This window comes from Pseudomonas protegens (assembly GCF_003363755.1).
In the GTDB taxonomy this organism is placed as follows: Bacteria; Pseudomonadota; Gammaproteobacteria; order Pseudomonadales; family Pseudomonadaceae; genus Aquipseudomonas; species Aquipseudomonas danubii.
Genome location: NZ_CP031396.1, coordinates 3,724,920 through 3,750,804 on the forward strand (window position 1 = coordinate 3,724,920; position 25,885 = coordinate 3,750,804).

A 25,885-nucleotide genomic window follows, 5' to 3' on the forward strand; every position below is an offset into this window, starting at 1 on the left:
CGAGATACATGACATGGACGCTCGTCAGTTTGCCTTTCTGGCCCGCCAGCCTTCCGCCACCCTGCAAGCGCGAGATACGTTCTGGGGGCTGTCCAAGCGCGGACTGGCGTTCATCCTGGCCAACATGATGTTCTGGCAGCCGGTGGTGGCGATGGCCGACGGCATCGTGGTCAACGGCAGCGGCACCAGTCTCGGCCAGGCCGGCAATGGCGTGCCCATCGTCAACATCGCCGCGCCCAATGGCAGTGGCCTGTCCCACAACCAGTTCAGCGACTACAACGTCGGCCAACAGGGCGTGATCCTCAACAACGCCGTCAACCGCACCCAGCAAACCCAGCTTGGCGGGATCATCCTCGGCAACCCCAACCTGGGTGGCCGCGCGGCCAATGTGATCCTCAACGAAGTCAACGGCGGCAGCCCCAGCCAGCTCAAGGGCTACACCGAAGTGGCCGGGCAATCGGCCCATGTGATCGTTGCCAACCCCTACGGAGTGACCTGCAACGGCTGCGGCTTCATCAACACCCCGAAAGCCACCCTGACCACCGGCAAACCGGTGATCGAGAACGGCCAGCTCCAGCGTTACCAGGTGGATCAAGGTAGCGTCGCCATCGAAGGCGCAGGGCTCAACGCGAGCAATATCGACCAGTTCGAAATCATCACCCGCAGCGCCAAGATCAACGCCGAGATCCAGGCCAAACACCTGGCGGTGATTGCCGGGGCCAACGATGTCGACGCCAAGACCTTGAACGCCACGGCACGCACCGCCAATCCGGCGGATGCGCCGCAACTGGCGATCGACTCCTCGGCGCTGGGCGGCATGTACGCCGGGGCGATCAAGCTGGTGGGCACCGAGGCTGGGGTCGGGGTCAAGCTTGACGGCAAACTGATCGCCAGTGGCGGTGATATCCAACTGGATGCCAATGGCCAGTTGCGCATGGCCGAAGCTACGACCAGAGGTGAAGTTATCGCCAAGGCCCAGAGTTTGGAAACATCCGGTCCGATATATGCCGGAAGTCGTATTGAGATAAGTACCTCGGGCGCTCAGGTCCATCATCAATCTCTAGCGGCCCGCGATAGCATTACGCTTACCAGTGGCGGGATACTGACCAACAACGGCATCGTCGAGGCTGGGGTCAACCTCGATAACACCCGCAATACTCAGGGTGATCTCAAGGTCCAGGCCGAGTCCTTGAACAACCGCGGAAAAACGCTGATTGCCAGCCGCAATCTGACGGTATCCACCATGGGTAATCTGGACAACCAGAACGGTACCCTGTCGGCACAAGACACGCTTAAGGTGACGGCCAAAAATCTGGATAACCGCAATACCGGCTCGTTGATCAGCCAAGGACAGCTTGAGGTCACCGTCGAACAGATTCTTGATAATCGCGATCAAGGCGTCATAGCCAGCAACGGCTTACAGCAGATTGCTGCTGCTACGCTAAGCAACAGTCAAGGCGTAATCAGCAGTGAGAGCTCGCTGAATATTGATTCAGGCTCTTTCGATAACCAAACCGGCAGAGTAGTGGCCGAAAAGGACATCACACTCAAAGGCCTCATGCTGGAAAATACCCAAGGTAATATCACCAGCAAAGGCGATATCAGCCTGACTCTGGGCACTCTGAAACAACAGGCTGGCAAGCTGATCAGCCAGGGTCGATTGGTTCTGGTGGCAGACAGCCTGGATAACCGTAACAACGGCTATATCGCTGCAGCAAAGGCCATGAGCCTGACCCTGAGGGACACCTTGAGCAACGCCGGCAAAGGTATGATCAGCAGCCAGGGAACGCTCAAGGTCAAAGCCGCAAACATCGATAACAGTCAGGCGAGTCTGCTTAGCCAGGGAGACTTGATCCTTGATCTGGATAACGACCTGAAAAACCTGGGTGGCAGCGTTATCGCCCAGGCCGGCAGTCTCGATGTGCTGCATGCTCGTCGTATCGATAACCGTGGTGGTGTTCTGGCCAGTGTCGCCAGTTGGGTAAAGACCCAACTCTCCGGCGTCTTGAACAATGGCATGTTGCCTGATGACTCGGGCAAGGGCGGGTTGATCCAAGGGCAGTCTGCGAAGATTGAAAGCACGCACAGTCTGCTCAATGAAGGCGGGCAGATATCGGCTCTGGCGGGAGACACGGATATTGTCAGTGGCGATATCCGAAACCTTGGCGGCTCGCTGTTGGCCAAGCAGTTCTTGAGCTTGCGCGGAAACAACCTCGACAACAGCAATAACGGTCGGATAGCTGCCCAGCAAGTGGACTTCGGACTTAGCGGGACGCTGAGCAACCAGCATGGTTTGGTGGAAAGTAGCAGTAGCCTGATCATCGATGCATTGGCCCTGAACAACCAGAACGGCAAACTGCGCTCCCTGGGGACCCAGGGTACTACCGAGCTCAAGTTCAAGCAGTTGTTGGATAACCAGGGCGGCACGATCGAGACGGTCAATGCCGATCTGATACTGGATATGGCAGATTTTACTAACTCCGCCGGGGCCATCAGGCATTTAGGTAACGGTTCGTTGGGCTTGGCTATAGCGCGCTTCAGCAATGTCGGTGGCAACCTGCTGAGTCAGGGTAGTTTTAAGGTCACAGCAGATAGTTGGAGTAATAGCTCGGCGATTCAAGCAGCCAGTTTTGATATTGACGTAGCGAGTTTTACCCAACTAGCGGGCGGCACTTTAAATGCTGGTAACAGTTTTAACGCCAAGGGCGTGAACTGGAACAATGCCGGGATACTAGCCAGTGATGGCAGCCTCAAGGTGCTGTTGAGTGGTGCTTATACTGGCTCGGGGCAGAGTCAGGTTAGCAGTGTTGGGCAGTTTGATTTCAATGCTGCCAGCATCGATCTGGGCAGCGGCGCACGGTTGAGTGGTGGCACGCTGAGTAATATTGGCAGCAGTGGCGCGTTGACCAACGCCGGGCGTATCACGGGTGCCGGTGATCTGAAGGTGCATGCGGATTTACTGATCAATCGTGGCACCTTAGGGGGCAGCGGTGGGATACAGGTACAGGCAGGTATCTTGAGCAATAACCGGGGTTTGATCTTCAGCGGCCAGGATCTGGCACTTCAGGCTGATGTCTTTACTAACTTATATGCTGATGTGTTCAGCCTTGGCGCACTGAACATCAGTGCGCGCGATGGTATTAAACGCAATATCTGGCTAGAGAATATCTCCGGTACTGTGGAGTCTTCCGGAGACATGTCGCTGCACACTGCAAGCTTGATCAATCGCAAGGATATTTTCAGCACTATCGACGAGCAGGTTTCGGGCTCTATCAGTGTGAAGTGTTACGACTGCAGCGGTGACCATCATAATGTTGACTATATCGCCACTGAGACCTTCAGAAGTTTGGTTAAGGAGGATTCTACTCAAGGCTTGATTCAAAGTGGTGCGAACCTGACAGTGGAAGCTGACACTGTGCTCAATCAATACAGTGTTATGGCGGCGGGCAGCGACCTGAAGATCACCGCTGAAACCCTGACCAATCAGGGCGCTACCTCTGGTGAGACCACTCGGGTTCGCACCTGGAATACTGGGCGTATTACCGACGGTACGGATAATCGCTTCCGGGCAAATTACATCTATCCGTATAACGCGCAGGCATTGCCCAAGGTATTGCCGGTCAATGCGTTGAATGCATTCAAACCGGTAGGCGATATCACCGTCGTCAATCCAGGCGCATCGCTGTCGGCAGCGGTTATCCAGGCAGGCGGCAGCGTCACGATCCAAGCGCTTCAGACTCTGATAAACAGTAGCGTCGTGGAGTTCCAGATACCCATGGCGGGAGCACAGAAGTCAGCGATTGCTGACTCTGGTCCACGCACTCAGCCTGTGGTCGTGCAGCTCAATCCGCAATTGCCGCCGGACCTTGCTCAGCAGCAGATCAATCCGACCGATTTGCCAGGTTTCACCCTGCCCACGGGCGACAATGGCTTATTCCGGGTGGTTGACAGTCAAGACGCAGCAAAGAGCAGCACCGAACAAGGTCTTGTGAACGTGAAAGGCTCTACTGCGAGCTGGACGGGCCGCTCGCACAAGTATCTGATTGAAACCAACTCTGCACTGACTGACCTCAGGCAATTTATGAGCTCGGACTACCTGTTGAGCAACCTCGGTTACGACCCGCAAACCAGTTGGAAGCGTCTCGGCGATGGGCTTTATGAGCAACGTCTTATTCAGCAGGCACTTATTGCACGCACTGGCCAGCGCTTCATCGCTGGTCAGACCAGCGGTGAAGGTTTGTTCAAATACTTGATGAACAACGCCATTGCCAGCAAACAGCAGTTGAACTTGTCCTTAGGTGTCAGTCTGACCTCACAGCAAGTTGCGGCCCTGACCCACGATATCGTCTGGATGGAGGATCAGGTGGTCAATGGTGAACATGTACTGGTGCCAGTGCTCTACCTTGCTCAGGTTAATAACCGTCTGACCGCTGATGGAGCCTTGATCCAAGGTAAGGACGTGACCCTGATTGCCGGTACCGACCTAAGTAATACCGGGACGTTGCGTGCCAGTGAAAGCCTCAAGGTGTCTGCTGGCAAAGACCTGCTCAATGCTCGCTTGATGGAAGCGGGCAAGCAGCTTGAAGTATTGGCAGGCACAGACTTGATCAATGCCCGGGGTGGCATCCTCAAGGGACAAGATGTAAGCCTCACCAGTTTGACTGGCAACGTTCACAACGATCGCAGCATTACTACCGTAATCACCAGCGGCCCTGGTTTCAGTCAGGCCACTTCGGTTGTCGATAACGCTGCTCGCATCGAGTCCGGCAACAACGTGAATATCAACGCGGCGAAGGACGTACAAAATATCGGTGGGACCATTAGTGCTTCGGGCAATACGACGATTAGAGCCGGTAAGGATGTAATCATCGCCGCTGCAGAAGAAAACAACGGCATGGCGCGTCAAGACAAGCGCCACTCCTGGAGCCAGAGTGAAACTGTGCAGCACGCCAGTGAGATCAACAGCGTGGGGGATTTGCTGATCGATGCCGCCGATGATTTGTCCGTGGTAGCCAGTCACTTGGACGCTGTTGGCAACATCAACCTGAATGCTGGCAACGATGTGCTACTGACCTCAGCGGCTAACGAAGAGGCCAGCGCCTACCGCTACAAACGAGGCGGCAAGAAGGTTCGCCAAGAGGAACAGAACATCAGCCAGCAGGCCTCAACAGTCATTGCTGGAGGGGACGTCAAGGTGTCTGCGGGAAATGACTTGACCTTGATCTCCAGCAAGGTCGACGCTGGTGATGAGGCCTACCTGGTTGCTGGCGATCAACTGAACCTATTGGCCCAGCAAAACGTTGACTACTCACTTTATGACATGAAGAAAAAGGGCTCCTGGGGAGGCAAGAAAACCCGTCGTGATGAAGTTACCGATATGACTCATGTCGGCAGTGAAATCTCCAGTGCGGGAGATCTGACCCTCAAGAGTGGTGGTGATCAGGTCTTCCAGGCTGCCTCCCTGAGCAGTGGCAACGACTTGACCCTCGACAGCGGTGGCGCCATCACTTTTGAAGGGATGAAGGACTTGCATCAGGAGAGTCACGAAAAGAGCAGTTCCAGCCTGGCCTGGACCAGCGCCAAAGGTAAGGGAAACACCGATGAGACCTTGCGTCAGACGGCGTTGGTAGCTCAAGGCAAGGTAGCGATCAAGGCGTTGGATGGACTGAAGATCGATATCAATCACATCGACCAGCGGTCCATCACTCAGAGCATCGACGCGATGGTCAAAGCGGATCCGCAACTGGCCTGGCTCAAGGAGGCAGAGCAGCGTGGGGATGTGGACTGGCGCAAAGTGCAAGAGATTCATGACAGCTTCAAATACAGCCATTCAAGTCTTGGTCAGGGGGCGATGCTGGCTATTGTCATCGTCGTCGCCGCTTTTACGGCGGGTGCCGCCAGCGGCGCTATAGGTTCGGCTGCGGGGGCGAGTGCTGGGTCCGGTTCGGCAATGGCCGCTGCGGGAAATGCAGCGATGGTTCAGGCGGGAACTGCAGTCGGTACTGCGGCGGCGGGGTGGGGTAATGCGATGGTTACTACGGCGTTATCTTCGATGGCGGGCACTGCTGCGGCTAGCACGATCAACAACAAGGGCAATTTGGGCAAGGTGGTCAAGGAAGTATTCAGCGAAGACAGTTTGAAGGGATACGCCACCGGAGCTGTGATCGCTGGTTTCGGCGCGGCCTTTACCAACGAAATGGGGCGGACTTTAAGTGCGGACGGTAATTATGTTTATGGCGATGACTATGCCGGGCGCTTGAAGGCTTATGCAGCCAATACTGCACTTAAGGGGGCCTTGAGTGGTAAAGACAAAGACACTTGGTTGAGTATTGCAGCGACTGGGGCGTTGATGGAGTTGTATCAGTATTCGGTGGGGCGAGAGCCGGATGTCAGGCCTGGGGTGGATAGGGAGGGAGGACCTAAATTCTCTGCTTTAGAGGGCGGCTTTGTTCCTCAAGAATTGAAGGACGGCGCTATAAGGGAAGGTAAGAATATAGGTCTGAATCGAGAGCTAGATTGTGCCAGTTTCTACTCAGTTTGCCATGGTACACCTATAAGTAATGGGCTTAACAAAATTCCTGGGTTCAATGCATTTGCGACCTTGCACGACACTTGGATGATTAATCTTGAGGCCTTCAAAGACGCACCTATGTCGCTCTTTGAAAATCTCGGGAGTATGCCGCCTGCTTTAGTTGTTAATTATGGTGCGATTTATGATAAGTATCGGCCTCTGATTGAGGTGGAGAAAAAGCATGATAAAAAATAATGTTTTTATCATGGTATTGTTTTTTCTTGTGGGTTGTGCTCCTTCATATTCTCATTGGGTCGGAGGAATGAACGCTATGGTTGGTACTAGGTTTGAATCCCATATCTATGCGGACTGTAGTCGAGGGTGTGGTGATTCGTATTGGTCGCCGGTAAATAGAAATGAAGTGTTTGATCGTGTGCTCGAAGAAGGAGAAGACAGGCGCTTTTACATAACGTGGATAAGAGATTGTCGGTACTCTGTTTTAGTTTCAAAGGATGGAATTATAAAGTCTTGGAGATATGAAAACGCCAATACGAAAAGTTGTTATGTTTTTTAGTCTAAAAGCGATAGATAGGGACGAGCAGCTTTGTGGCTGAGGATATTGGCAGTGCTCACTGCAGCAACAAAAGAGGTGGCCATTCAAAGAAACGGGAGGTTGTGAAGTACAGACGTTGGTATTCAAATTAATCAGATGTGAGATTCTCAGGTGCTGAGACGGCCTTGTTTAGTCTTTTCTGATTCTTCCGGATGTAGTGTTGGTCCCTATATTCATCTAAAGGTAAGTCACTCTAATTAGACTTGTCATGGCAGGCGAAATGCCCTTTGGTATGGGATTGTAAATCCTGGCGATTTTTCTAGAACGGTGATTGCGACTGTTTATACCGCTCTGTCAGGTACACCAGAATTAGCCCCTGTTACTCGATCTATTATCGGTGCAACAGACACTCAATTGAGAATTGAGTTTGGGGTTCATCCATACAAGCCTGAGCAACAATGGACTTTCGGCAAAGAGGCCAAGGGCATTGTTCGACAAGCTCATATTACGTAGAAAATGCGTGCGCAAAATCCTACGCTCATCAGCGTGTCCTCGTTTCATATAGTGTTGCGCTTGAATAATGGAAAATCAGAGAGAAATTGTTGCTCCGCAAATGCAGACGGTTTTGAAGCAAAGAAAAGTCTACCCGATGTTATATCTATCCGATTGTCGCCGGGCAGCTGGACGATTTGTCTATGACCCTTTCTGAGATGTTTGTGAACACTAAAAAATCGATATTCCTAGCATGCATTTCAAAAGTGATTAATGCCGAAGGAGATGAATGTATTACGGAGCAATATAAGTAAGTGACTTCCGCTCAAGGCAGCGGGCGACTCTAAAGTCGCCCTTATTTATTGACTAGGTCATTTGCGGCCGTAGGCGCCGTGATGTCACATCCAGCAGATCACAGCCATCGCGCAGCAGGATGCTGCATACCAGGGTCAGTTCCTGCAAAACCACCGGTTCGCTGCGCAGGGTCTCGGCGGCGAAGTGCTCCAGCAGTTGGGTCGCGGCACGGATGCGAAAGGCTGCGGCGTCGTGCAGCACGTCGATGGGCGCCTGGGTGTCGATCAGCAGGGAGGGAATCAGGCAGTCGTGGCCGGTGATCGGCATGTAGCGGTTCATTGGCACACCTCGTTTGATTGGTAGAAAGCTACCGTTCAATCGTCGCCAAACGAATGGGTGGCAGCTGTACGCAGGTTGGCGAGCCGGAAACGAGAAACCGGCAGACCCGAAGGTCTCCCGCGCACAGCTGCCATAAAGCAGCGTTGCGGGTGCAAAAGAGCCTGCAAACAAGCAAACAGCTTTCGCATTCGTTATTCCGGTCGCCAAACCAGGTCGCCATCTGGGCGACGGCCGGACTATAAGCCGCGGGCTTCCAGCGGTGCAAGGCAAGTGTGACGGCGTCTTTTCCGAGAACGCTGTAGGGCTTTTTCCGTACACATCCATCCCGCTTACGACTGTATTTCCAGGTGTTTACCCAGACCGCTTTTGGCGAACGGTCGGCTAGCCTGTATGTACATTTGTAAATACGGAATTGCTCATGTACTTTGAATGGGACGAGGCCAAGAACCACGCCAACCTGCTCAAGCACGGCATCGATTTCAACGATGCCGTGCTGATGTTCCAGCGTCCGGTGCTGTCCTTGCGCGATGAGCGCCTGGACTACGGCGAGGAGCGCTGGGTCAGCCTCGGTTGGATCAGGACCCTGGTGGGCGTGGTGGTCCATACCGAGCGGCGGGGTCATACGGTGCGCATTATCTCGGCGCGAAAAGCCACTAAACGGGAGGCTAAATATTATGTCCAACGGATCGAAAACTGACGGATCGAAAACGGATTGGGATCGCCTGGCGAAAGCCGATGACCAGAGCATCGATACGTCAGATATTCCCGAGCTGGATGACGATTTCTTTCGCCGCGCCGAGGTGCACCTGCCGGGCAAGAAGGCCGTGACCATTCGCCTGGACGCCGATGTGCTGGAGTGGTTCAAGGGCCAGGGCGCGGGTTATCAGACGCGGATCAACCAACTGCTGCGTCAGTACATGCAGGCCCATCGAGGCTGAGGGCCTGCCGCGTCATGTCGGGCGCAGTGTCTGGCCGGCCGTGAACTGTGCTCGCGATCGCGGTCGGACTCTGAAATATCCATTTACAACTACCCCTGTCCTCAAGCTCAATCTCCCCGCGCCGTGCACGAAGGAGCGCGCTCTTTTGTGCAGGCTATAGTCCTCTGGCCTCCTGATCTCATCTGCAAAAGGTGCTTTCGTATGTCTCGCTTTGCCTCACGCAATACTTGGCTGGCCGCTGGTGCCGTGCTGCTGTGCCTGCAGTTTCCCGTGCAGGCCCAGGAGCGTTTTACCCTGAACATCCCTGGGGTCTCGGATGACCGGCTGTTTACCACCGGCAATGCCAGTGATGCCAAGGGCTGTGGCGGGCACAACAACTCCCCGGCCCTGAACTGGACCGCAGGCCCCACCGGCACCTTGAGCTACGCCATCGTCATGCACGACCCGGACGGCGCCAAGGGCCAGGGTGTGGATCACTGGGTGCATTACGGCATCAAGTCCAGCACTCGGCAGATTCCAGCCGGAGCGGGCACCAAGCCGACTCTGGAAGGTGTGGGCGGCCTCAACAGCCGCAACGGTACTTCCTACATGGGCCCATGCCCGCCAGTGGGTGACAGCGCGCACCACTACATCATCCAGATCTACGCCCTGGATCTGGCGCCGGATGCCCTGCCTGCCGGGCTGACCCGGGCTCAGTTGCTGGAGAAGATCAACGGCCACGTGTTGCGCAATAGCAGTGTGGTGCGCCGCTACTCTCGCTGAGTGAATTTTTTTCCGTGGCTTAACCCGAATGGCTCAGGGGCTTCGTCTGAAGGGGGGAATGGATCATTTCTTCCCGAGGTCAGCCCCCATGTCCCTTCCCGTGCATTTCCTTCGTCCGGTCGCCCAGGGTTTCGCCGCCGGTCTGTTGCTGGCGGTTGCCGGCTGTGGTGTGTCGTCCAAGCCCGAATCCGCCGCCGGGTCGTCAACCCAGGGAGCATTGCAGGCTGCGCCTGAAGCGCAGTACGAGGCGCAACACGCCGATGCCGCCATGACCAAGCGCGTGGCGCATCCCATGAGGTTGTCGGCACCGATGCCGGCGCCCATCGCCGCCCGTGATTCGATCATGGCCGGTTACCGCGACGAGGCCCGTGAGCAGTACCAGAAGTTGCCGGACAACCCGATCCACAGCGTTGCCCAAGCACCGGTCTCGACCTTCAGCGCCGACGTCGACACCGGCGCCTATGCCAATGTCCGCCGCTTGCTCAACCAGGGTAGCCTGCCGCCGGAAGGCGCGGTGCGCCTGGAGGAGCTGGTCAACTATTTCCCCTACGATTACGCCCTGCCCAGCGACGGTTCGCCCTTCGGCGTGACCACCGAGCTGGCGCCCTCGCCGTGGAATCCCCACACCCGCTTGCTGCGCATCGGCATCAAGGCATCGGATCGCGCGGTGGCAGAGTTGGCCCCGGCCAATCTGGTGTTTTTGGTGGACGTCTCCGGTTCCATGGACCGCCGCGAAGGCCTGCCCCTGGTGAAAAGCACCCTCAAGCTGCTGGTGGATCAACTGCGGGATCAGGACCGGGTGTCGCTGGTGGTCTACGCCGGCGAATCGCGAGTGGTGCTGGAGCCCACCTCCGGACGCGACAAGGCGAAGATTCGCACGGCCATCGACCAGCTCAGCGCCGGCGGTTCCACGGCCGGTGCCTCGGGCATCCAGCTGGCCTACCAGATGGCCCAGCAGGGTTTTATCCACAAGGGCATCAACCGCATCCTGTTGGCCACCGACGGTGACTTCAACGTCGGCATCAGCGACTTCGACAGCCTCAAGGCCATGGCCGCCGAGAAGCGCAAGAGCGGCGTGTCCCTCACCACTCTGGGTTTCGGTGTGGATAACTACAACGAGCACCTGATGGAGCAACTGGCCGATGCCGGTGACGGCAACTACGCCTACATCGATAACCTGCGCGAAGCGCGCAAGGTACTGGTGGACCAGCTCAGTTCGACCCTGGCGGTGGTGGCCAAGGACGTGAAGCTGCAAGTGGAGTTCAACCCGGCCCAAGTCAGCGAATACCGTCTGCTGGGTTATGAGAACCGTGCCCTCAAGCGTGAAGATTTCAGCAACGACAAAGTGGACGCAGGGGAAATCGGCGCTGGGCATACGGTGACCGCGTTGTATGAAATCGTCCCGGCGGGCGAGAAGGGCTGGCTGGAGCCCCTGCGTTATGCACAGGCCAAGGCGCCGCAGCAGGGTGGCAAGAATGGTGAACTGGCGATGCTGCGGGTGCGCTACAAGGCGTCGGAAGGTGGCAGTAGCCGCTTGATCGAACGGCCGATCAGCGCGCAGCAGCCGGCTAAACTGGCTGAGGCCAGCCCCGACCTGCGCTTCGCCGCTGCGGTGGCGGCGTTCTCCCAGCAGCTCAAGGACGGCCGCTACACCGGCAACTTCAGCCTGACCGACACCGCCAAGCTGGCCCGGGGCGCCAAGGGCGAAGATCCTTACGGACTGCGCGGCGAGTTCGTACAACTGGTAGAGCTGGCGCAAAGCCTGCAAACTCAGGCGCCGAAAACCCAGGCGGGAAATGCGCCCCAGGCCGAGGCGCAGCCCGTGGACATGAGCCAGGTGCAGAGCCGCCTTGAATAGCCACATCACGAGCAGTGAACAGGAGTTCATCCGCCCCATGTCTGCTCCTCAAATGTCCACCGATGCCAGCAGCGATGAAGCGCTGCTGGCGCGTTATCGCGCCGGAGATCCGACGGCTTTCGAGGTGCTGTACCAGCGCCACCGCCAGGGCCTGTATGGCTTTGTGCTGGGCCTGTGCGGCAAGGCCGAGCTGGCGGAAGAGGTCTACCAGGACACCTGGCTCAGCCTGATCCGCAGCGCCAGCCAACCCCAGGGTCGGGCCAGCTTTCGTACCTGGCTGTATCAGATCGCGCGCAACCGCCTGATCGACCACTGGCGCAAGCACGGCCAGCGCAACCCGCTGCACGACAGCTACGACGAACAACTGCACGGCGAAACCGACCAGGCTCCCGGCCCCGAACAGCAACTGAGCCTGTGCCGCGACCAGCAGCGTATCGAAGCCGCCTTGCAGGACTTGCCCGAAGACCAGCGCGAAGTGTTCCTGCTGCGGGCCCACGGCGACCTGGAACTGCCAGAGATCGCCAGCCTGACCCAGGCGCCCCTGGAAACGGTGAAAAGCCGTTTCCGTTATGCGCTGAAAAAATTGCGTCGGCTCCTGGCCGAGGAGGTACTCACATGACTGACGCCCGACAGACCCCGTCCCCTGAAGAGCAGATGCTGGCGCACATCCGCCAACACAGCGCCCAGGAGCCACCGGCCCATCTGGATGCCCTGATCCTGGCCACTGCGCGCCGCGAAGCCCCTGCGCCCAAGCCGAGTCTTTGGCAGCGCTGGATGCGCGCCTGCCAGCGGCCGCGCTATCAACTGGCCTTTGCCAGCCTGTTTGGCGTGGCCCTGGTCATTGGTTTGCTGCGGCCTTCCCCGGAGCACTATCCACAAGAGCAGGCCTTTGTTCCCGCGCCCGCGCCCGCTCCAACCCCAGCGGCGCCCATGGCGCGTCAGGCGGCGCCACGCTCCGCCGAGCTGGCCGGGGCTTTGAGTGTCCCTGAGCCCATGACTGCGGCAGCCCCTGTGGGCAGTTTTGCCGCGGCGCCAGAGCTCGAAGCGCTGAGTGACGCAGCGCCACCAGCGATGGCCAAGCCCAGGGCTGAGTCGAGCAAGTTGGCCCAACGCATGTCGGCCCCGGCCGAGCCGCGGACCCTCAAGCGGCTGGATAAACAGCTTCAGGCGGTCTTGCGCCTGTGGGAAGGCGGCCAGAGTCGCGAGGCGGCCGAGCTGCTGCTGCAGCTGCATGAACAGTATCCACAGGAGGATCTGGACGCGCGCCTGCAAGCCTTGCGTCATCAATAAGGTGCGGGGGTTGGCTGTCGCCAGGGAAAGCGCGCACTATCTGCGCAGTTTCCAGAAAGTGAGAGGCCGGTCATGGCACCCCGCATCGACCGTATAGCGGCAATGTTGAACTGCCCGATCAAGGGCGCGGATATCCGTCAGGCCATCAAGGAGAGTCGCAAGGACTTTGGCCTGGAAGAGGCTGAAGAGGGCGCCGATCCCGAGGCGCAGGACGAAGCCGAACAAGCGCAGCAGGACGCTGAAGCCGCCGAGGATGAATAATCCCGGCGGCCGTCGGGTTCAGCTGTAGGGCAAGGCGGGCAGGTCGATGAACTCGGCGCAGGCACCGTCCGCGCTCATGCGCCGGGCCCGTTCCGGCAGCAGCCGGGCGTGATTTTCCACCTGCCAGCGATACCAGCTCAAACGCTGCACGATGCGCCGCCGGCAGGGCTCCGGCAGCTGTGCCAGCAGATCGACGCTCTCGGGCGCCCAGCGGGTCCGGGTCGAGTAGTAGCCGAACAGGTTTTCCCGCAGGCCGAAGCAATCCTCGATGGTTTCCCCAACGCTGTAGACGTAAAGCTCGAAGGCGCTGCTCAGTTGCTGTGCGCCATCGGCGTGGTCCCGCAGGTAAGCGAAGATCCCTGGCCAGTTGATGCAGTACAGGTGCTCGTCCCAATCGCCATCCCGGGTCAGGTACTGGCCCTGGCCGCGAAAAAACTGGGGCATTTCCTGACGTTCCAGGGCCACTTCAAAGTTGCTTTTCATCGCGTATTCCTTCGACGTCGGTGATGTTCACGGACAGCGCCACGCATTCGATCACGCAGTCAAAACCGATTTCCAGGCGCAGGTGATAACCGGGGTTGAGGCGGGTGAGCTGGGTACGCATGCGCCCGTCGAAGCGCGTACCGCTGACCGCCAGTTCGCTAATGCCCTGGACCTGAAGCAGCAAGCGGCAGTGGGTTGGGGCCTGGCTTACCGGCCAGGTGCAAGGCACGGACAGCCGTCCCAGATCGCCATACAGCTGCAGGCTCAGTTGCTCGCCTTGAAACACCGGGCCCGGGGTATTGAAGTCATAGGGCGTGGCCGCCTCATTGAAGACCGCTCTCCAGGTTTCGCTGTTGTCGATGTTGAACAGCCAGTCGCGGGTGCCCCGATCCCGCTGCGCAATCGCCCTGCATGCCTGCAGAGAAGGCAAGCGGGCGCGGATCAGGTCCTCGTGCCACCGCTCCCGGGCCGCGATCAGCAGGCGCTGGAAGAAGTCCCGGCTGTCGTCGAGCACCGCCGGCCAAGTGCTGGGCCATTGCGCGTATTCGTCGTCATCTTCAGCAGGCTCCCAGATGTTGTCGAAGTCATAGTCCGGATCGTCCAGTGCGGCTTGCAGAACCTCCACCAGCCGTTGCCGATGACGGAAGTTCTGCTGGGGGTAGTCGCGCCGCAACGCGTAATGACGGATCAGGTATTCGCGGTCCTGGGAATCATTGGGGTTGAAGCGGCTCAGTTCGGCATCCCGCTCCGGGGGCATGTCATAGCCCATGAAACAGCTGACCCAGTCACGAATGTCTGGCTCGAAGGGATGGTTGAGCAACGGATGGCACAGCATGGAGACCTCCTGTCCGGGGCCGCGAATGTAGCAAGCTGCGCCTTCACGCGCACGTTGGTTGGCAGAGTTTGATCTGTAGATCCAGTAACCGTTGAGGCGGTTCGTGGTAATGCCAGTTTTGGCGTACCCGGCGTGTAGCGTCTGTGAGTCTTGAGGTGATGTTATTGCTCACTGTATCTGTTGGGAGCATCCGTGTTTGGCGGGATAGGAGAGGGTTGTGGTTGATGGCGTTTGGCAAAAAAGTTGTTGAAAACCGCTGTCACCACGTCGCCTTGCATCTGCTCAGTAGCAGCCTCTTATAGTCCCGCCGGTCGCTGCAAAATCAGCGACCGGATTTGGCGATCCATTTCAAGTTAGGCGCAGTCGCGTCGTTGTCTCTTTGCGAGTGCAATTTTGTACGGGCAGTGACGATTTATGGCGGCTGTGTGCGGGAGATCTTCGGGTCTGCCGGGTTTACTAACTTACCGGTTCGCCAACCTGCGTACAGCTGCCACCCTCTCGTTTGGCGATTCGCGAGCAATCAGCGCTTCTTTTTTTGACTGTTCAGGCGCTTTTCCAAGCGCTCCAGCTCTGCCAGTTCTTGAGCATCGGCTGCTAAAGCTTCGGTCTGTCTGCGATGCAGGTCGAACTGCTCGTAACGCTCATGTGCCAACTGCTTCATCTGCTCGTGGCTGATGCTGCCAGCGGTACGCAGCAGCGGTTGCTCGTTGAAGGCCATAAAACTGTCGATGTACTGCCGCCAGTCCGCGAGCAGCAGGTGTTTACGTTGCTCGGCGCGAAGTTCGGCGAAATCCAGGAACATGCCAACCAGACGGTTAAGCTGATCGAGCTCCTCGGCATTGAGGTAGTTCTTGGCCACCACAACATCAGCCTTGCGCACCCGGTCGCCCTTGAAGCTGAGCAGATTCATATTCGGTGCTCCAGCATCGGCGCGGCGTACGATCAGCTCGGCTGCGGTGAAGCCAGTAACGGCGAAGAACAGCTTGTTCTGCACTTCGGCAAACAAGCGGGCGGTGTCCTGCTCATTGGCCCGGTAATCTTCGGCCAAGGTGAAGAGGTCACGCACCTTTTGGTAGAAGCGCTTCTCCGAGGCTCGTATGTCACGGATGCGCTTGAGCAGTTCATCGAAGTAGTCCCAGCGGGGCTCCTTCAATCGGGCGTCGTCCATCACGAAGCCCTTCTGCAGGTACTCACCCAGGGTGCGGGTGGCCCATTGACGAAACTGGGTGCCACGCGTTGAGCGTACCCGGTAACCCACGGCGATAATCATCGGCAGGGCATAGAGGTGGGTCAGGTAATCCTTGCCGTCGGCGGCAGTAGTAAACTTCTGGTTTACAACTGCCCCTTCAGCCAGCTCCCCATCAGCGACGATGGCTTGGATATGCTTGCCGATATTCTGCTTGCTGGTCTGGTACAACTCGGCCATTTCCAGTTGCGTCAGCCAGACTTGGCCCTCTATCTCGCGCAGGGTGAGCTGCGCCAAGCCGTCTTCTGTGCTGTAGAGAATCAGGTCGCCACTTGCCATATCACCCATTCGCCTCCGCAATGGTGCGGTCTGCTATCACTTTGTCGATCATCGCCTTTATCGCTCGGTCGATAGTTGAACCATCGGTGTAGTCGGCGGTGGTGGCTAGATTGGTGCGCCCTTCCTCGACTAGCTTGAGCGCCTTGTTGCGGGCGCCGCGTTTGCCCTTGCCGTAAACGGCAATTGAATGACCGCCCTGGTTCTTGACCAGGCGCATGGAGGGGATGTCGGTCTCGCCGTCGCCGATAAACACCATATTGCTGAACGGTACAGGCCGCTCGGCGGGTTCGACAAATGCGTTGATCACCGAGTTATCGTGCACATCCAGGCTGCCCTTGTTGATGCGGAACAGATACTGGGTCTTGGTGGTGTAGTTCACCGCCAATGCTGGCCAGTGCGCGATATCGTTATGGTCGTACATAAAACCAGAGGCGTAGACGCGAGTGAAATGCTTGTTGATGGGGGTGCCCTCAATCATCTCGCGTAGCCCCGACGAGATGATGAAGTGCTCGACCTTGACGCCTTTGGCGCGGCCATATTCGGTGATGCGTTTAAACCAATCCTGCACGCCCGGATACAGCTGAATATGCGCGCCGAAATCGGCAAAGTTCTTTTTACGTACCGAGACCTTGGCGGTATTCGCGCGCTCGATCATCAACCGCATATAGGCCAGAATCTCGTCCGCCTGCTGCTCCTGGGCCATCGCCTTGGCCTCGCGCCAGAAGTCGGCAGGCTTGATGCCCAGTGCCGGAACAAAGTCATATTCCTGCATATTGCCGGGGGACAAAGTACCGTCGAAGTCATAGGCGATTACAAAAGGGACGTGTTTCTTGGCCATTAGGCTACCTCCGGCTTATCTATCTTTACGCGGCGCTTGTCGGTGAGCAGTTGTTGTATCAGGACTTTTTTCTCTTGTTTCAGGCAGGTAAGTTTGGCTTGCAGGGTTGCGCTTGGCGAAAATGATCGAAGTATGAGCCGAGCATCAACTCTTCATCGCAACTGAACACCACATAGTCGGGGCTGACCAGACAATCGTTCTTTCCCTTCCAGCGGCAAATCGAGCCGACGTAGATGCGCATCGGTTCAGGCACCATGACCAAGCTCCTTCAAGTGCCCGTCCTACTGTACTTCCAGCTTAGCTAGTTGCTCCTTGAGCAACTGGCGCTCGGCACGCACCGCCAGCAGGTCGATTTCCTCTTCGGCCTCGAAGGTATCCATATAGCGCGCAAGATTCAGGTTGTAATTGTTATCGCGAATTTCCCGCAGGCTGGCGCGGTAGCTGTATCTGTCCGAGTTAATACGATGGAGGTAGAACGGCTCGATGAGCGCTTGCAAGCTACTCCAGGGCACGACCTGATCCATCTCGGAGAGGAGGCGTCCATGGCGTGTCTGCTTGCGCTAGCCGGCGTATTCGAAGTCGGAAAAGCTCATCTGGCTCATGGTCAGCTCGGATCAGGTTGTCAGGCGTATTTCAGCACATCTGCGGACTTGATCGGAGAATCCTTAAAGCCCTTAAACAGCAAGGTCTTATTCAGCTAAAGGGCAAGCTTTGGCAAATCTCTAAAGGCTGATATTTAGACATTTGGCGGCTGCCTGGTGCATAGGGCGTTGGATACCGTTGAGGTCTACATGACAGAAACAAAAAAGCCCCAGGTCATCAGACCTGGGGCTTTCTCGTTGAAGCTGGTGCACCCGGCGGGATTCGAACCCACGACCCCTGCCTTCGGAGGGCAGTACTCTATCCAGCTGAGCTACGGATGCAGTGCGGGCGACATCATACCTATGTCGACTCGAAGCGTCCACGCCGGCTTGCATCCCTTTTCCACCGCCCGGCGCAATCCCCGGAAACCCGGGCCGTAGTGGCAGTTTTTCCCGCTGCATCGGCCGGTCGGCCCAGCGCAACCTGCAGCCATATCCGTGCAGTCACGGGGCACAGGGAGGTGCGGGAGATGAACTGTTTGATGCAAGAGGGCCTGCCGACAGCGTTGGCGGATCATCTGTTCGAGGCCAGCTGGAAGGCGGTGCTGCCCGGGTTGCAGCGCCGCGCCCGGCAATTGGCGCGGGGTAACGCCGATGGCGCCCAGGAGTGGCTGGCGGCCACGGCGATCAAGGCGCTGCTGTTCTTTCGCCGTTCGCCGGAGCGGATTCGCGATCCCCAGGGCTTTCTGTTTCTGGTGCTCGATCATGTGTTTGTCGACAGCTGTCGGCGGCGGGCGCGGGAGCAGCGTCTGTTCGTGGATTTCGCCGATTTCGAGGACGACCCGCTGCAGCAGCTGGAGGCGCCGCAGATGTCGGTGCTGGAGCAGGTGGAACTGCTGGAAACCCTGGCCCTGCTCAGTCGGCGGGTGGCGCAATTGCCCTTTAAAAAACGCCGCTTGTTTGAACTGAAGTTTGTCGACGATCTGCCCTACCCGAACATCGCCGCCGAGCTGGGAATGAACCAGCCCCTGGCGCGCAAGCATGTGCAATTGTTGCGCGAGGCCCTGCGTTGAGGGCGTGGCAGGATTCACAGCGGGTGCGCCGGGACGTTCTTGTTCAGTGAGCCTGTTTTCGACGCTGTAGCCGGTGCCGCCGCCTTCTGCGGTGGGCCATTCCATCTAAGGAGAGATGTATGCCCGATCCAATGGTCAACTCGCAGATCACCGATGCCGTGACCCAGACCAACGTCAAGGTGGTGGCCGAAGCCCCGGCCCAGGCCATCGCCTCGTTGTATCAGGTGGCCAGCCACTCGGCGGGCCTGTCGTTGCAGAACGCGGTCAACAGCCAGCAGGCGCTGAACCAGATCTCTAACGCGGTGGTGTCCAAGGCCGTGGCGTTGATCATGGCGATCGGCGAATAGGGCTGATCGCCCAGGAGAATCGTCATGGCATGGTTCAAGAAGAAAACCCCACCCGCAGCCGCGGCCGATGACACCGCGAGCGCGGCGGCCGGCCCCAGTCCGGGTGCGGAAACGGCCGAGCCGCAGGCGGCGCCCAGCGAGCCCACGTCGCCCGGCACCGATGCGGCGACCGAGTCTGTGCCATCACCGCCGTCCGCCGCCGCGCGGCCTTCGGTGATGGAGACGATGAACGCCCATTTGCTCAAGCAGGCCGGCAGCCCCAGCACCGACAGCACTGATGCGCTCAACAGCCAGATCGTCCAGGCGGTGCAGTTCACCAATGCCCAGACGTTCAGCTATGCCCCGGCGCAGATCGCTGCCGCGCCGGACATGATGATCAGCCAGGCCGCCGGTCTGGTGGCGCAGTCGGCGGCGGGGTATTTCGACGGGGTCAGCAAGCTGGCCCTGGCGGCCCAGGCGGTGCTGCTCAAGCAGATGACCGAGAACATCGTCAAAGAGAACGTCAAGGGCGCCGCCGAGGATGCCCTGGGCGTGCTGGCCACCGACCTGATGGTCGGTGCGGCCGCTGCTGTGGCGGCTGCGGCGGGGGCGATGGAAGCGGAGGCAGCCGGCATGGCCATCGACAAGATCGACGCCAGCATCGCCAAGTACAGCGCCACTCTGGCCAATCGATCGTCGTCTTCCTGAGTCCGACCCTCGGGCGCGCAAGGCGCTCGGGGCCGTCGTGCAAGAGGCGCCGGCGTTCGCCGGCCGCTCTGTTCACCCCAGGCGTTGAAGTTCGACGGACCCGGTGCCCAGCCCTTCAACGCCATTCATCAACAAGGAGCATGCAATGGCGAATGAAGAGCAAACCCCGATGGCGACGATACTTCTCTTTGCCGAGAAGTATCTGAATCGTCCGTTGACCCAGGTCGAGCGCCAGGTGCTGGAGGCGTTTGTCCAAAACAAGCCGCTGGACATGTCCAAGTCCGCGCAACAGAGCGTTGATCAGGCGCGGCAGCGGGCCGTCGAGCTGATAGAGGCCGATGAGCAGCGCACGCGCAAGATCATCGAGCAGTTGTCGGGGGCCGGTGCCGGCAAGGCTGATCCCCAGGCGCGCGAGCTGGTGCTGCGTCAGCTGCTGGCGGCGGCCGAGCACCAGTCCGCGGCCGCCACTCCAGCGCCGACTGGCGCAGCAGAACCGGCAGCGGCGCCGAGTGCGGACAAGGTCGCGGCACCCGCCCCAGCTCCTGCCCCTGCCGACGATCCAGCCCTCAAGGCGATGATCAGCGCCCTGGTGCAGCAGGAGGTGAAAGTCGCCGTCGAGGCGCGCATGGCCGAGTTGTCGCAGAAAGTCGAGGACACCCTCAAGCAGGTGCTCGCCGCTGCGGGGCAATAAGCCCCCCCTGAAATAAGCCGAGGGTCCCAGGCCTGGCAGTTCACAGCAAAACGGCTGCCACGTTCACTCAAAGACACGGAATGCTCCGTGTACTAACAAAGGAAGTTGAGCCATGCCACTTGTAAACGAACAAATCACCGATGCCGTCACCCAGACCAACGTCAAAGTCGTCGCCGAAGCGCCGGCCATGGCGATGGGCACCATCTACCAATCCATGGCCCAGGCCACCGCGATCCTGTTCCAGAACTCGGTCTCGGCGCAGCAGCAGCAAAACACCCTGGCCCAGGCCGCGACCAACCAGGGCGTGATGCAGATCTACAGCGTCGACACCACCGCCGGCGCCGCCGCCACCGAGAAGGTTGCCCAGGGCGGGGTCTCCGACAACCTCACCAGCCTGCTGACGGTGCTCAAGTCCTTCCAGAGCTGAGTGGCTGAGCGCCTGATTTCCCGTTGAACTTTCCTGCTGAAAAAATGGAGTTTTTATGAGCACAGTCAGTCCGCAAATCACCGATGCCGTGACCCAGACCAACGTCAAGGTCGTTGCCGAAGCACCGGCCATGGCGATGGGCACCGTCTACCAGTCCATGGGCCAGTCCGTGGCCATCCTGTTCCAGAACTCGGTGTCGGCCCAGCAGCAGCAAAACACCCTGGCCCAGGCGGCCACCAACCAGGGCGTGATGCAGATCTACAGCGTCGACACCACCGCCGGAGCGGCAGCCACCGAGAAAGTCGCCCAGGGCGGCGTGGCCGACAACCTCACCAGCCTGTTGACGGTGCTCAAGTCGTTCAGTAGCTGATCCTTTCCCTGGCGTCACGCCAACGCCCCCGCGGTCTGCAGGCCCCGGGGGCGTTGTCTTTTCGGCGGTTGCGAGTGACGTTGATCTGAAATTTTTAACCTGAAGGACGTTTACGTTCTTTTTTTCGAACAGCCTATTGTCCTTTACCCCTGTTGACCCTAGGATTCGTTTGAGATTTCAAACGCTCTTGCCTGGGTGCCCAAGCGCACGTCTATCCTTGTGTGCGACATTTTCGTGCTTTTACCCAGTGAACGATTTTCCTGACGGCAGCTTTGTCCAGGGCTTGCAGACGCGCCAGCGCGGTCCATGCCTGACAGGGCGCCTTTTTTACAATCACAATTCGCCCCGCGTATGCGCGGTGCTGTTAAGGAAGCCGACATGCAGCTCAAAGACGCCCAGTTGTTCCGCCAACAAGCCTTCATCGATGGAGCTTGGGTTGACGCGGACAACGGCCAGACGATCAAGGTCAACAACCCCGCTACCGGTGAAATCCTCGGTACCGTACCCAAGATGGGCGCCGCCGAAACCCGCCGCGCCATCGAAGCCGCCGACAAGGCCCTGCCGGCCTGGCGTGCCCTGACCGCCAAGGAGCGCGCCACCAAGCTGCGTCGCTGGTATGAACTGCTGATCGAAAACCAGGACGACCTGGGTCGCCTGATGACCCTGGAGCAGGGCAAGCCGCTGGCCGAAGCCAAGGGCGAAATCGCTTACGCCGCCTCCTTCATCGAATGGTTCGCCGAAGAAGCCAAGCGCATCTACGGTGACGTGATCCCGGGCCATCAGCCGGACAAGCGCCTGATCGTGATCAAGCAGCCGATCGGCGTGACCGCCGCCATCACCCCGTGGAACTTTCCGGCGGCGATGATTACCCGTAAAGCCGGCCCGGCCCTGGCCGCCGGTTGCACCATGGTCATCAAGCCCGCTTCGCAAACCCCGTTCTCGGCCCTGGCCCTGGTGGAACTGGCGCACCGCGCCGGGATTCCGAAAGGCGTGCTCAGCGTGGTCACCGGCAGTGCCGGCGACATCGGCGGCGAGCTGACCAGCAACCCGATCGTGCGCAAGCTGTCGTTCACCGGCTCCACCGAAATCGGTCGCCAGCTGATGGCCGAATGCGCCAAGGACATCAAGAAAGTTTCCCTGGAACTGGGCGGCAACGCGCCGTTCATCGTGTTCGACGACGCCGACCTGGATAAGGCCGTCGAAGGCGCGATCATCTCCAAGTACCGCAACAACGGTCAGACCTGCGTCTGCGCCAACCGCCTGTACATCCAGGATTCGGTCTACGACGCCTTCGCCGAGAAGCTGAAAGTGGCCGTGGCCAAGCTGAAGATCGGCAACGGTCTGGAAGAAGGCACCACCACCGGCCCGCTGATCGATGAAAAAGCCGTAGCCAAGGTCCAGGAACACATCGCCGACGCCCTGAAAAAAGGCGCGACCCTGCTGGCCGGTGGCAAGCCGATGGAAGGCAACTTCTTTGAGCCGACCATCCTGGTCAACGTACCGAAAGACGCGGCCGTGGCCAAGGAAGAAACCTTCGGCCCGCTGGCGCCGCTGTTCCGCTTCAAAGACGAAGCCGAAGTCATCGCCATGTCCAACGACACCGAGTTCGGCCTGGCGTCGTACTTCTACGCCCGCGACCTGGGGCGTGTGTTCCGTGTGGCCGAGGCCCTGGAATACGGCATGGTCGGGGTCAACACCGGCCTGATCTCCAACGAAGTGGCGCCGTTCGGTGGCATCAAGGCTTCGGGCCTGGGCCGTGAAGGCTCCAAGTACGGGATCGAGGATTACCTGGAAATCAAATACCTCTGCCTGGGTATCTGATCCGGTTTCAAGCGCCGGGGGCACGAGAGCGCTGTCCCCTGGCGCCGCTTTAAAAACGCACTTTTTCAAGGTGGCCCGGGACCGCTCCGGCAGTCGATCATCGCATGCTGTCGCAGGCGCTTCCCCGCCCCGCAACCCTTGAATCACACCGCTGTAGCAGCGGTGAATGAGGACACTATGAGCAAGACCAACGCATCCTTGATGAAACGCCGTGAAGCCGCTGTACCACGCGGTGTTGGCCAGATTCACCCGATCTTCGCCGACAGCGCGAAGAACGCCACCGTCACCGACGTTGAAGGCCGCGAGTTCATCGACTTCGCCGGCGGTATCGCGGTACTGAACACCGGTCACGTGCACCCGAAAATCATCGCCGCGGTGACCGAGCAGTTGAACAAGCTGACCCACACGTGCTTCCAGGTTCTGGCCTACGAGCCTTACGTGGAACTGTGCGAGAAAATCAACGCCAAGGTTCCGGGTGACTTCGCCAAGAAAACCCTGCTGGTGACCACCGGTTCCGAAGCCGTGGAAAACGCCGTGAAGATCGCCCGTGCCGCCACTGGCCGCGCCGGCGTGATCGCCTTCACTGGCGCCTACCATGGCCGCACCATGATGACCCTGGGCCTGACCGGTAAAGTCGTGCCTTACTCGGCCGGCATGGGTCTGATGCCAGGCGGTATCTTCCGTGCGCTGTACCCCAACGAACTGCATGGCGTGAGCATCGACGACTCCATCGCCAGCATCGAGCGCATCTTCAAAAATGACGCTGAGCCACGTGATATCGCTGCCATCATCATTGAGCCGGTGCAAGGCGAAGGCGGTTTCTACGTCGCGCCCAAAGAGTTCATGAAGCGCCTGCGCGCCCTGTGCGATCAGCACGGCATCCTGCTGATCGCCGACGAAGTGCAGACCGGCGCGGGCCGTACCGGCACCTTCTTCGCCATGGAACAGATGGGTGTTGCCGCCGACCTGACCACCTTCGCCAAATCCATCGCTGGCGGCTTCCCGCTGGCCGGTGTCTGCGGCAAGGCCGAATACATGGACGCCATCGCTCCAGGCGGCCTGGGCGGCACCTACGCCGGTAGCCCGATCGCCTGTGCCGCCGCTCTGGCGGTGATGGAAGTGTTCGAAGAAGAGCACCTGCTCGATCGCTGCAAGGCGGTGGGCGAGCGTCTGGTGACCGGCCTCAAGGCCATCCAGGCCAAGTACCCGGTGATCGGCGAAGTGCGCGCCCTGGGCGCGATGATCGCGGTGGAACTGTTCGAGAACGGCGACAGCCACAAGCCGAACGCCGCTGCTGTGGCTCAGGTCGTGGCCAAGGCTCGCGACAAGGGGCTGATCCTGCTGTCCTGCGGCACCTACGGCAACGTGTTGCGGGTCCTGGTTCCGCTGACCTCGCCGGACGAGCAACTGGATAAAGGCCTGGCCATCATCGAAGAGTGCTTCGCTGAACTCTGAGTGGTTGCTGCTGTGACCTGATCGACAAAAAAACCCGCTTCGGCGGGTTTTTTTCATCCCCAGGCGGTCCATAGGGGATTTGCGCTGTATGGAAGCCCGTGCATTGACTAAGGTGCAAAGGATTGCCTAGGGAGCGTGCTGCATGACCGCTGTTGATTTACCCGCTGTACCTCGTGTGCTGATTGCCGAGGCCGATCCCTGGTCTCGCGATTTGCTCAAGCAAGTGCTGCTCAACGTGCGCTGTGACGCGCGTCTGGATCTGTGTGCCGACGGTCAGGAAGCCCTGGAACTGTTGAGCGCCAAACCTTATGACCTGATCATTGCCGACTGGGAGTTGCCGGGCATCGACGGTCTCGCCTTGCTGCGCTCCGTGCGCCAGCGCAAGCGCAACCCGTTGCAGCCATTCATTCTGCTCAGCGTGCGCAGCGACAGTGCCAGCGTGCGCGAGGCCTTGCCTCTGGCACCCACGGCCTACCTGACCAAACCCTTGAACATGGAAAGCCTGACCCAGCGCCTGCAGGGGCTGCTGCTGGATGCTGGCCAGGAGGTTGCCTGCGAGGTGCCGACCCTGGCCCCGGGCATGACCCTGTGGACCTTTCTTGAACGCCGTCGCGAGATCGCCGATGGCGCGCCGCTGCTGACCGATGTGCAATTGGCGGTCAAGCGCAGCCTCAACCCCGACGGGCTGGACCTCAAGCTGCTGGAGGAGGAGATCCGCACCGATCCCCAGATCACTGCCGTGCTGATCTGCGCCGCCAACAGTGCCGCGCAACACAACGGTGAAGGCGTACAGACCCTGTCCCAGGCCCTGCACCGGCTGGGTACCGGGCAGAGCATGAACCTGATTCTGGGCCTGGCCCTCAAGCGTAGCGCGCGGCTGAGCGAGCCGGCCCTGGCTGACTATGCCGAGCGCTACTGGGAGTTGTCCCTGCACACGGCGGAATATGGTCGGACCCTGGCCCGCCTGCTGGACCTGGATCAGGAGCGTTGCTATTGCGCGGGCCTGTTGCACCGGTTGGGCGATCTGGCATTGCTGCGTTGTCTGCAAGAGTGGAAGCAGGCCGGTGGCGAACTGGATGAGCAGGAAGAAATCGGTGATGCCCTGGAGCGCTTCGGTGCCGCCTATGGTTCGGCGCTGCGCACTCGCTGGCGCATGCCCCTGGAGCTGCGTGAACTGATCGCCTCGATCTACCAGTTGGGCGGAGGGGTCTATTCCCGCGAAGCCCTGGTGATGAACCTGGCGGCGCAACTGGCGCGGCTGACCGAACATGAAGGGGTGGAGGAGGTGGCCCGCAGCAAGACGGCGCGCCTGCTGAAAGTCGGCTTGCCGGAGCTTTCCCGCCTGCGCAAGGGCTGATCCTCTTTAGCCGCCGGCTCGCCGGCGAAGACATTCGCCACCGCGCTGTGGGCCTTTAGGGCCTGTTCGCTGGGAAGCCAGCTCCCACGGATGGGGG

General features: G+C 59.2%; 24 protein-coding genes, 1 tRNA gene and 1 pseudogene. 17 read left to right on the forward strand and 9 right to left on the reverse strand.

The features are described from left to right. The first annotated feature begins 13 nt into the window (after positions 1-13). A complete protein-coding gene (locus DWF74_RS16800; RefSeq protein WP_115581335.1) occupies positions 14-6,766 on the forward strand; it encodes a filamentous hemagglutinin N-terminal domain-containing protein in 6,753 nt (2,250 codons plus the stop codon). Between the two features lie 1,156 nt (positions 6,767-7,922). On the opposite strand, the gene DWF74_RS16810 is transcribed toward DWF74_RS16800, so the two are convergent. Next, on the reverse strand, positions 7,923-8,189 hold the full coding sequence (locus DWF74_RS16810) for a hypothetical protein (RefSeq protein ID WP_115581337.1): 267 nt from the start codon (positions 8,187-8,189) through the stop codon (positions 7,923-7,925). Between the two features lie 418 nt (positions 8,190-8,607). Between DWF74_RS16810 and DWF74_RS16815 the strand changes: the two genes are divergently transcribed. From DWF74_RS16815 to DWF74_RS16845, 7 genes are all read left to right on the forward strand, one after another. After that, a complete protein-coding gene (locus tag DWF74_RS16815; protein ID WP_102862567.1) occupies positions 8,608-8,886 on the forward strand; it encodes a BrnT family toxin in 279 nt (92 codons plus the stop codon). Next, positions 8,864-9,127: a BrnA antitoxin family protein gene (locus DWF74_RS16820; RefSeq protein ID WP_102862568.1), complete on the forward strand. Its 264-nt coding sequence runs from the start codon at positions 8,864-8,866 to the stop codon at positions 9,125-9,127. Before DWF74_RS16815 ends, DWF74_RS16820 begins: the two co-directional genes overlap by 23 nt. Positions 9,128-9,328: 201 nt before the next feature. Next, a complete protein-coding gene (locus DWF74_RS16825; RefSeq protein WP_102862569.1) occupies positions 9,329-9,889 on the forward strand; it encodes a YbhB/YbcL family Raf kinase inhibitor-like protein in 561 nt (186 codons plus the stop codon). An 88-nt stretch (positions 9,890-9,977) separates the two neighbouring features. Then, positions 9,978-11,747 (forward strand): vWA domain-containing protein, encoded by a 1,770-nt coding sequence (locus DWF74_RS16830; protein ID WP_115581338.1) that lies wholly within the window; start codon positions 9,978-9,980, stop codon positions 11,745-11,747. A gap of 37 nt (positions 11,748-11,784) precedes the next feature. Next, positions 11,785-12,366: an RNA polymerase sigma factor gene (locus tag DWF74_RS16835; RefSeq protein ID WP_060836949.1), complete on the forward strand. Its 582-nt coding sequence runs from the start codon at positions 11,785-11,787 to the stop codon at positions 12,364-12,366. Continuing rightward, the gene (locus DWF74_RS16840) at positions 12,363-13,037 is read left to right on the forward strand and encodes a hypothetical protein (protein WP_115581339.1); all 675 of its coding nucleotides are present in this window, start codon (positions 12,363-12,365) and stop codon (positions 13,035-13,037) included. The genes DWF74_RS16835 and DWF74_RS16840 overlap by 4 nt, the downstream gene beginning before the upstream one ends. A gap of 72 nt (positions 13,038-13,109) precedes the next feature. Then, entirely contained in the window at positions 13,110-13,298 is a 189-nt protein-coding gene (locus DWF74_RS16845) for a hypothetical protein (RefSeq protein ID WP_102862572.1), read from the forward strand. Between the two features lie 18 nt (positions 13,299-13,316). Here the strand turns inward: DWF74_RS16845 and DWF74_RS16850 are convergent, their stop codons facing one another. From DWF74_RS16850 to DWF74_RS16880, 8 genes and pseudogenes are all read right to left on the reverse strand, one after another. Continuing rightward, positions 13,317-13,781, reverse strand: a complete 465-nt coding sequence (locus DWF74_RS16850; RefSeq protein WP_102862573.1) for a hypothetical protein — start codon at positions 13,779-13,781, stop codon at positions 13,317-13,319. Further along, positions 13,765-14,616 carry a hypothetical protein gene (locus DWF74_RS16855; RefSeq protein ID WP_115581340.1) on the reverse strand — a complete coding sequence of 284 codons (852 nt, stop codon included), beginning with the start codon at positions 14,614-14,616 and terminating at the stop codon, positions 13,765-13,767. The genes DWF74_RS16850 and DWF74_RS16855 overlap by 17 nt, the downstream gene beginning before the upstream one ends. 520 nt (positions 14,617-15,136) lie before the next feature. Then, positions 15,137-16,141 (reverse strand): virulence RhuM family protein, encoded by a 1,005-nt coding sequence (locus DWF74_RS16860; RefSeq protein ID WP_115582454.1) that lies wholly within the window; start codon positions 16,139-16,141, stop codon positions 15,137-15,139. Position 16,142: 1 nt separating this feature from the next. Next, a complete protein-coding gene (locus tag DWF74_RS16865; RefSeq protein ID WP_115581341.1) occupies positions 16,143-16,979 on the reverse strand; it encodes an HAD family hydrolase in 837 nt (278 codons plus the stop codon). Positions 16,980-17,058: 79 nt separating this feature from the next. Beyond that, a complete protein-coding gene (locus tag DWF74_RS30440) occupies positions 17,059-17,235 on the reverse strand; it encodes a hypothetical protein (RefSeq protein WP_162884102.1) in 177 nt (58 codons plus the stop codon). Between the two features lie 25 nt (positions 17,236-17,260). Beyond that, on the reverse strand, positions 17,261-17,476 hold the full coding sequence (locus DWF74_RS16875) for an N-6 DNA methylase (RefSeq protein WP_240322067.1): 216 nt from the start codon (positions 17,474-17,476) through the stop codon (positions 17,261-17,263). Beyond that, positions 17,450-17,581, reverse strand: a pseudogene (locus DWF74_RS30685) (IS5/IS1182 family transposase); the annotation flags it as partial. The gene DWF74_RS16875 and the pseudogene DWF74_RS30685, both read right to left, overlap by 27 nt. 244 nt (positions 17,582-17,825) lie before the next feature. Next, positions 17,826-17,902: transfer RNA gene (locus DWF74_RS16880), tRNA-Arg, on the reverse strand. Between the two features lie 188 nt (positions 17,903-18,090). Between DWF74_RS16880 and DWF74_RS16885 the strand changes: the two genes are divergently transcribed. The 9 genes from DWF74_RS16885 to DWF74_RS16925 all read left to right on the forward strand — a co-directional run bounded on the left by DWF74_RS16885 (position 18,091) and on the right by DWF74_RS16925 (position 25,788). Continuing rightward, positions 18,091-18,633, forward strand: coding sequence for an RNA polymerase sigma factor (locus DWF74_RS16885; protein ID WP_162884103.1), 543 nt, complete (start codon positions 18,091-18,093; stop codon positions 18,631-18,633). A gap of 119 nt (positions 18,634-18,752) precedes the next feature. Next, positions 18,753-18,980 (forward strand): RebB family R body protein, encoded by a 228-nt coding sequence (locus DWF74_RS16890; RefSeq protein WP_011058560.1) that lies wholly within the window; start codon positions 18,753-18,755, stop codon positions 18,978-18,980. Between the two features lie 24 nt (positions 18,981-19,004). Next, entirely contained in the window at positions 19,005-19,667 is a 663-nt protein-coding gene (locus tag DWF74_RS16895; protein ID WP_115581342.1) for a hypothetical protein, read from the forward strand. 169 nt (positions 19,668-19,836) lie between these two features. Continuing rightward, positions 19,837-20,358, forward strand: a complete 522-nt coding sequence (locus DWF74_RS16900; protein ID WP_240321943.1) for a hypothetical protein — start codon at positions 19,837-19,839, stop codon at positions 20,356-20,358. Between the two features lie 112 nt (positions 20,359-20,470). After that, on the forward strand, positions 20,471-20,785 hold the full coding sequence (locus DWF74_RS16905; protein ID WP_011058563.1) for a RebB family R body protein: 315 nt from the start codon (positions 20,471-20,473) through the stop codon (positions 20,783-20,785). Positions 20,786-20,840: 55 nt separating this feature from the next. Next, a complete protein-coding gene (locus tag DWF74_RS16910) occupies positions 20,841-21,155 on the forward strand; it encodes a RebB family R body protein (RefSeq protein ID WP_102862578.1) in 315 nt (104 codons plus the stop codon). 378 nt (positions 21,156-21,533) lie between these two features. Beyond that, positions 21,534-22,976 carry an NADP-dependent succinate-semialdehyde dehydrogenase gene (gene gabD, locus DWF74_RS16915; protein ID WP_060836957.1) on the forward strand — a complete coding sequence of 481 codons (1,443 nt, stop codon included), beginning with the start codon at positions 21,534-21,536 and terminating at the stop codon, positions 22,974-22,976. Positions 22,977-23,153: 177 nt separating this feature from the next. Next, positions 23,154-24,431: a 4-aminobutyrate--2-oxoglutarate transaminase gene (gabT, locus tag DWF74_RS16920; RefSeq protein ID WP_102862579.1), complete on the forward strand. Its 1,278-nt coding sequence runs from the start codon at positions 23,154-23,156 to the stop codon at positions 24,429-24,431. 142 nt (positions 24,432-24,573) lie between these two features. Continuing rightward, complete coding sequence (locus tag DWF74_RS16925) at positions 24,574-25,788, forward strand: response regulator (RefSeq protein WP_102862580.1); 1,215 nt, start codon at positions 24,574-24,576, stop codon at positions 25,786-25,788. Positions 25,789-25,885 lie beyond the last annotated feature (97 nt).

Coding starts and splice junctions, on each gene's coding strand:
- DWF74_RS16800 (WP_115581335.1), top strand. CDS start 14: ATGGACGCTCGTCAGTTTGCCTTTCTGGCCCGCCAGCCTTCCGCCACC.
- DWF74_RS16810 (WP_115581337.1), bottom strand. CDS start 8,189: ATGAACCGCTACATGCCGATCACCGGCCACGACTGCCTGATTCCCTCC.
- DWF74_RS16815 (WP_102862567.1), top strand. CDS start 8,608: ATGTACTTTGAATGGGACGAGGCCAAGAACCACGCCAACCTGCTCAAG.
- DWF74_RS16820 (WP_102862568.1), top strand. CDS start 8,864: ATGTCCAACGGATCGAAAACTGACGGATCGAAAACGGATTGGGATCGC.
- DWF74_RS16825 (WP_102862569.1), top strand. CDS start 9,329: ATGTCTCGCTTTGCCTCACGCAATACTTGGCTGGCCGCTGGTGCCGTG.
- DWF74_RS16830 (WP_115581338.1), top strand. CDS start 9,978: ATGTCCCTTCCCGTGCATTTCCTTCGTCCGGTCGCCCAGGGTTTCGCC.
- DWF74_RS16835 (WP_060836949.1), top strand. CDS start 11,785: ATGTCTGCTCCTCAAATGTCCACCGATGCCAGCAGCGATGAAGCGCTG.
- DWF74_RS16840 (WP_115581339.1), top strand. CDS start 12,363: ATGACTGACGCCCGACAGACCCCGTCCCCTGAAGAGCAGATGCTGGCG.
- DWF74_RS16845 (WP_102862572.1), top strand. CDS start 13,110: ATGGCACCCCGCATCGACCGTATAGCGGCAATGTTGAACTGCCCGATC.
- DWF74_RS16850 (WP_102862573.1), bottom strand. CDS start 13,781: ATGAAAAGCAACTTTGAAGTGGCCCTGGAACGTCAGGAAATGCCCCAG.
- DWF74_RS16855 (WP_115581340.1), bottom strand. CDS start 14,616: ATGCTGTGCCATCCGTTGCTCAACCATCCCTTCGAGCCAGACATTCGT.
- DWF74_RS16860 (WP_115582454.1), bottom strand. CDS start 16,141: ATGGCAAGTGGCGACCTGATTCTCTACAGCACAGAAGACGGCTTGGCG.
- DWF74_RS16865 (WP_115581341.1), bottom strand. CDS start 16,979: ATGGCCAAGAAACACGTCCCTTTTGTAATCGCCTATGACTTCGACGGT.
- DWF74_RS30440 (WP_162884102.1), bottom strand. CDS start 17,235: ATGGTGCCTGAACCGATGCGCATCTACGTCGGCTCGATTTGCCGCTGG.
- DWF74_RS16885 (WP_162884103.1), top strand. CDS start 18,091: ATGAACTGTTTGATGCAAGAGGGCCTGCCGACAGCGTTGGCGGATCAT.
- DWF74_RS16890 (WP_011058560.1), top strand. CDS start 18,753: ATGCCCGATCCAATGGTCAACTCGCAGATCACCGATGCCGTGACCCAG.
- DWF74_RS16895 (WP_115581342.1), top strand. CDS start 19,005: ATGGCATGGTTCAAGAAGAAAACCCCACCCGCAGCCGCGGCCGATGAC.
- DWF74_RS16900 (WP_240321943.1), top strand. CDS start 19,837: ATGGCGACGATACTTCTCTTTGCCGAGAAGTATCTGAATCGTCCGTTG.
- DWF74_RS16905 (WP_011058563.1), top strand. CDS start 20,471: ATGCCACTTGTAAACGAACAAATCACCGATGCCGTCACCCAGACCAAC.
- DWF74_RS16910 (WP_102862578.1), top strand. CDS start 20,841: ATGAGCACAGTCAGTCCGCAAATCACCGATGCCGTGACCCAGACCAAC.
- gabD (WP_060836957.1), top strand. CDS start 21,534: ATGCAGCTCAAAGACGCCCAGTTGTTCCGCCAACAAGCCTTCATCGAT.
- gabT (WP_102862579.1), top strand. CDS start 23,154: ATGAGCAAGACCAACGCATCCTTGATGAAACGCCGTGAAGCCGCTGTA.
- DWF74_RS16925 (WP_102862580.1), top strand. CDS start 24,574: ATGACCGCTGTTGATTTACCCGCTGTACCTCGTGTGCTGATTGCCGAG.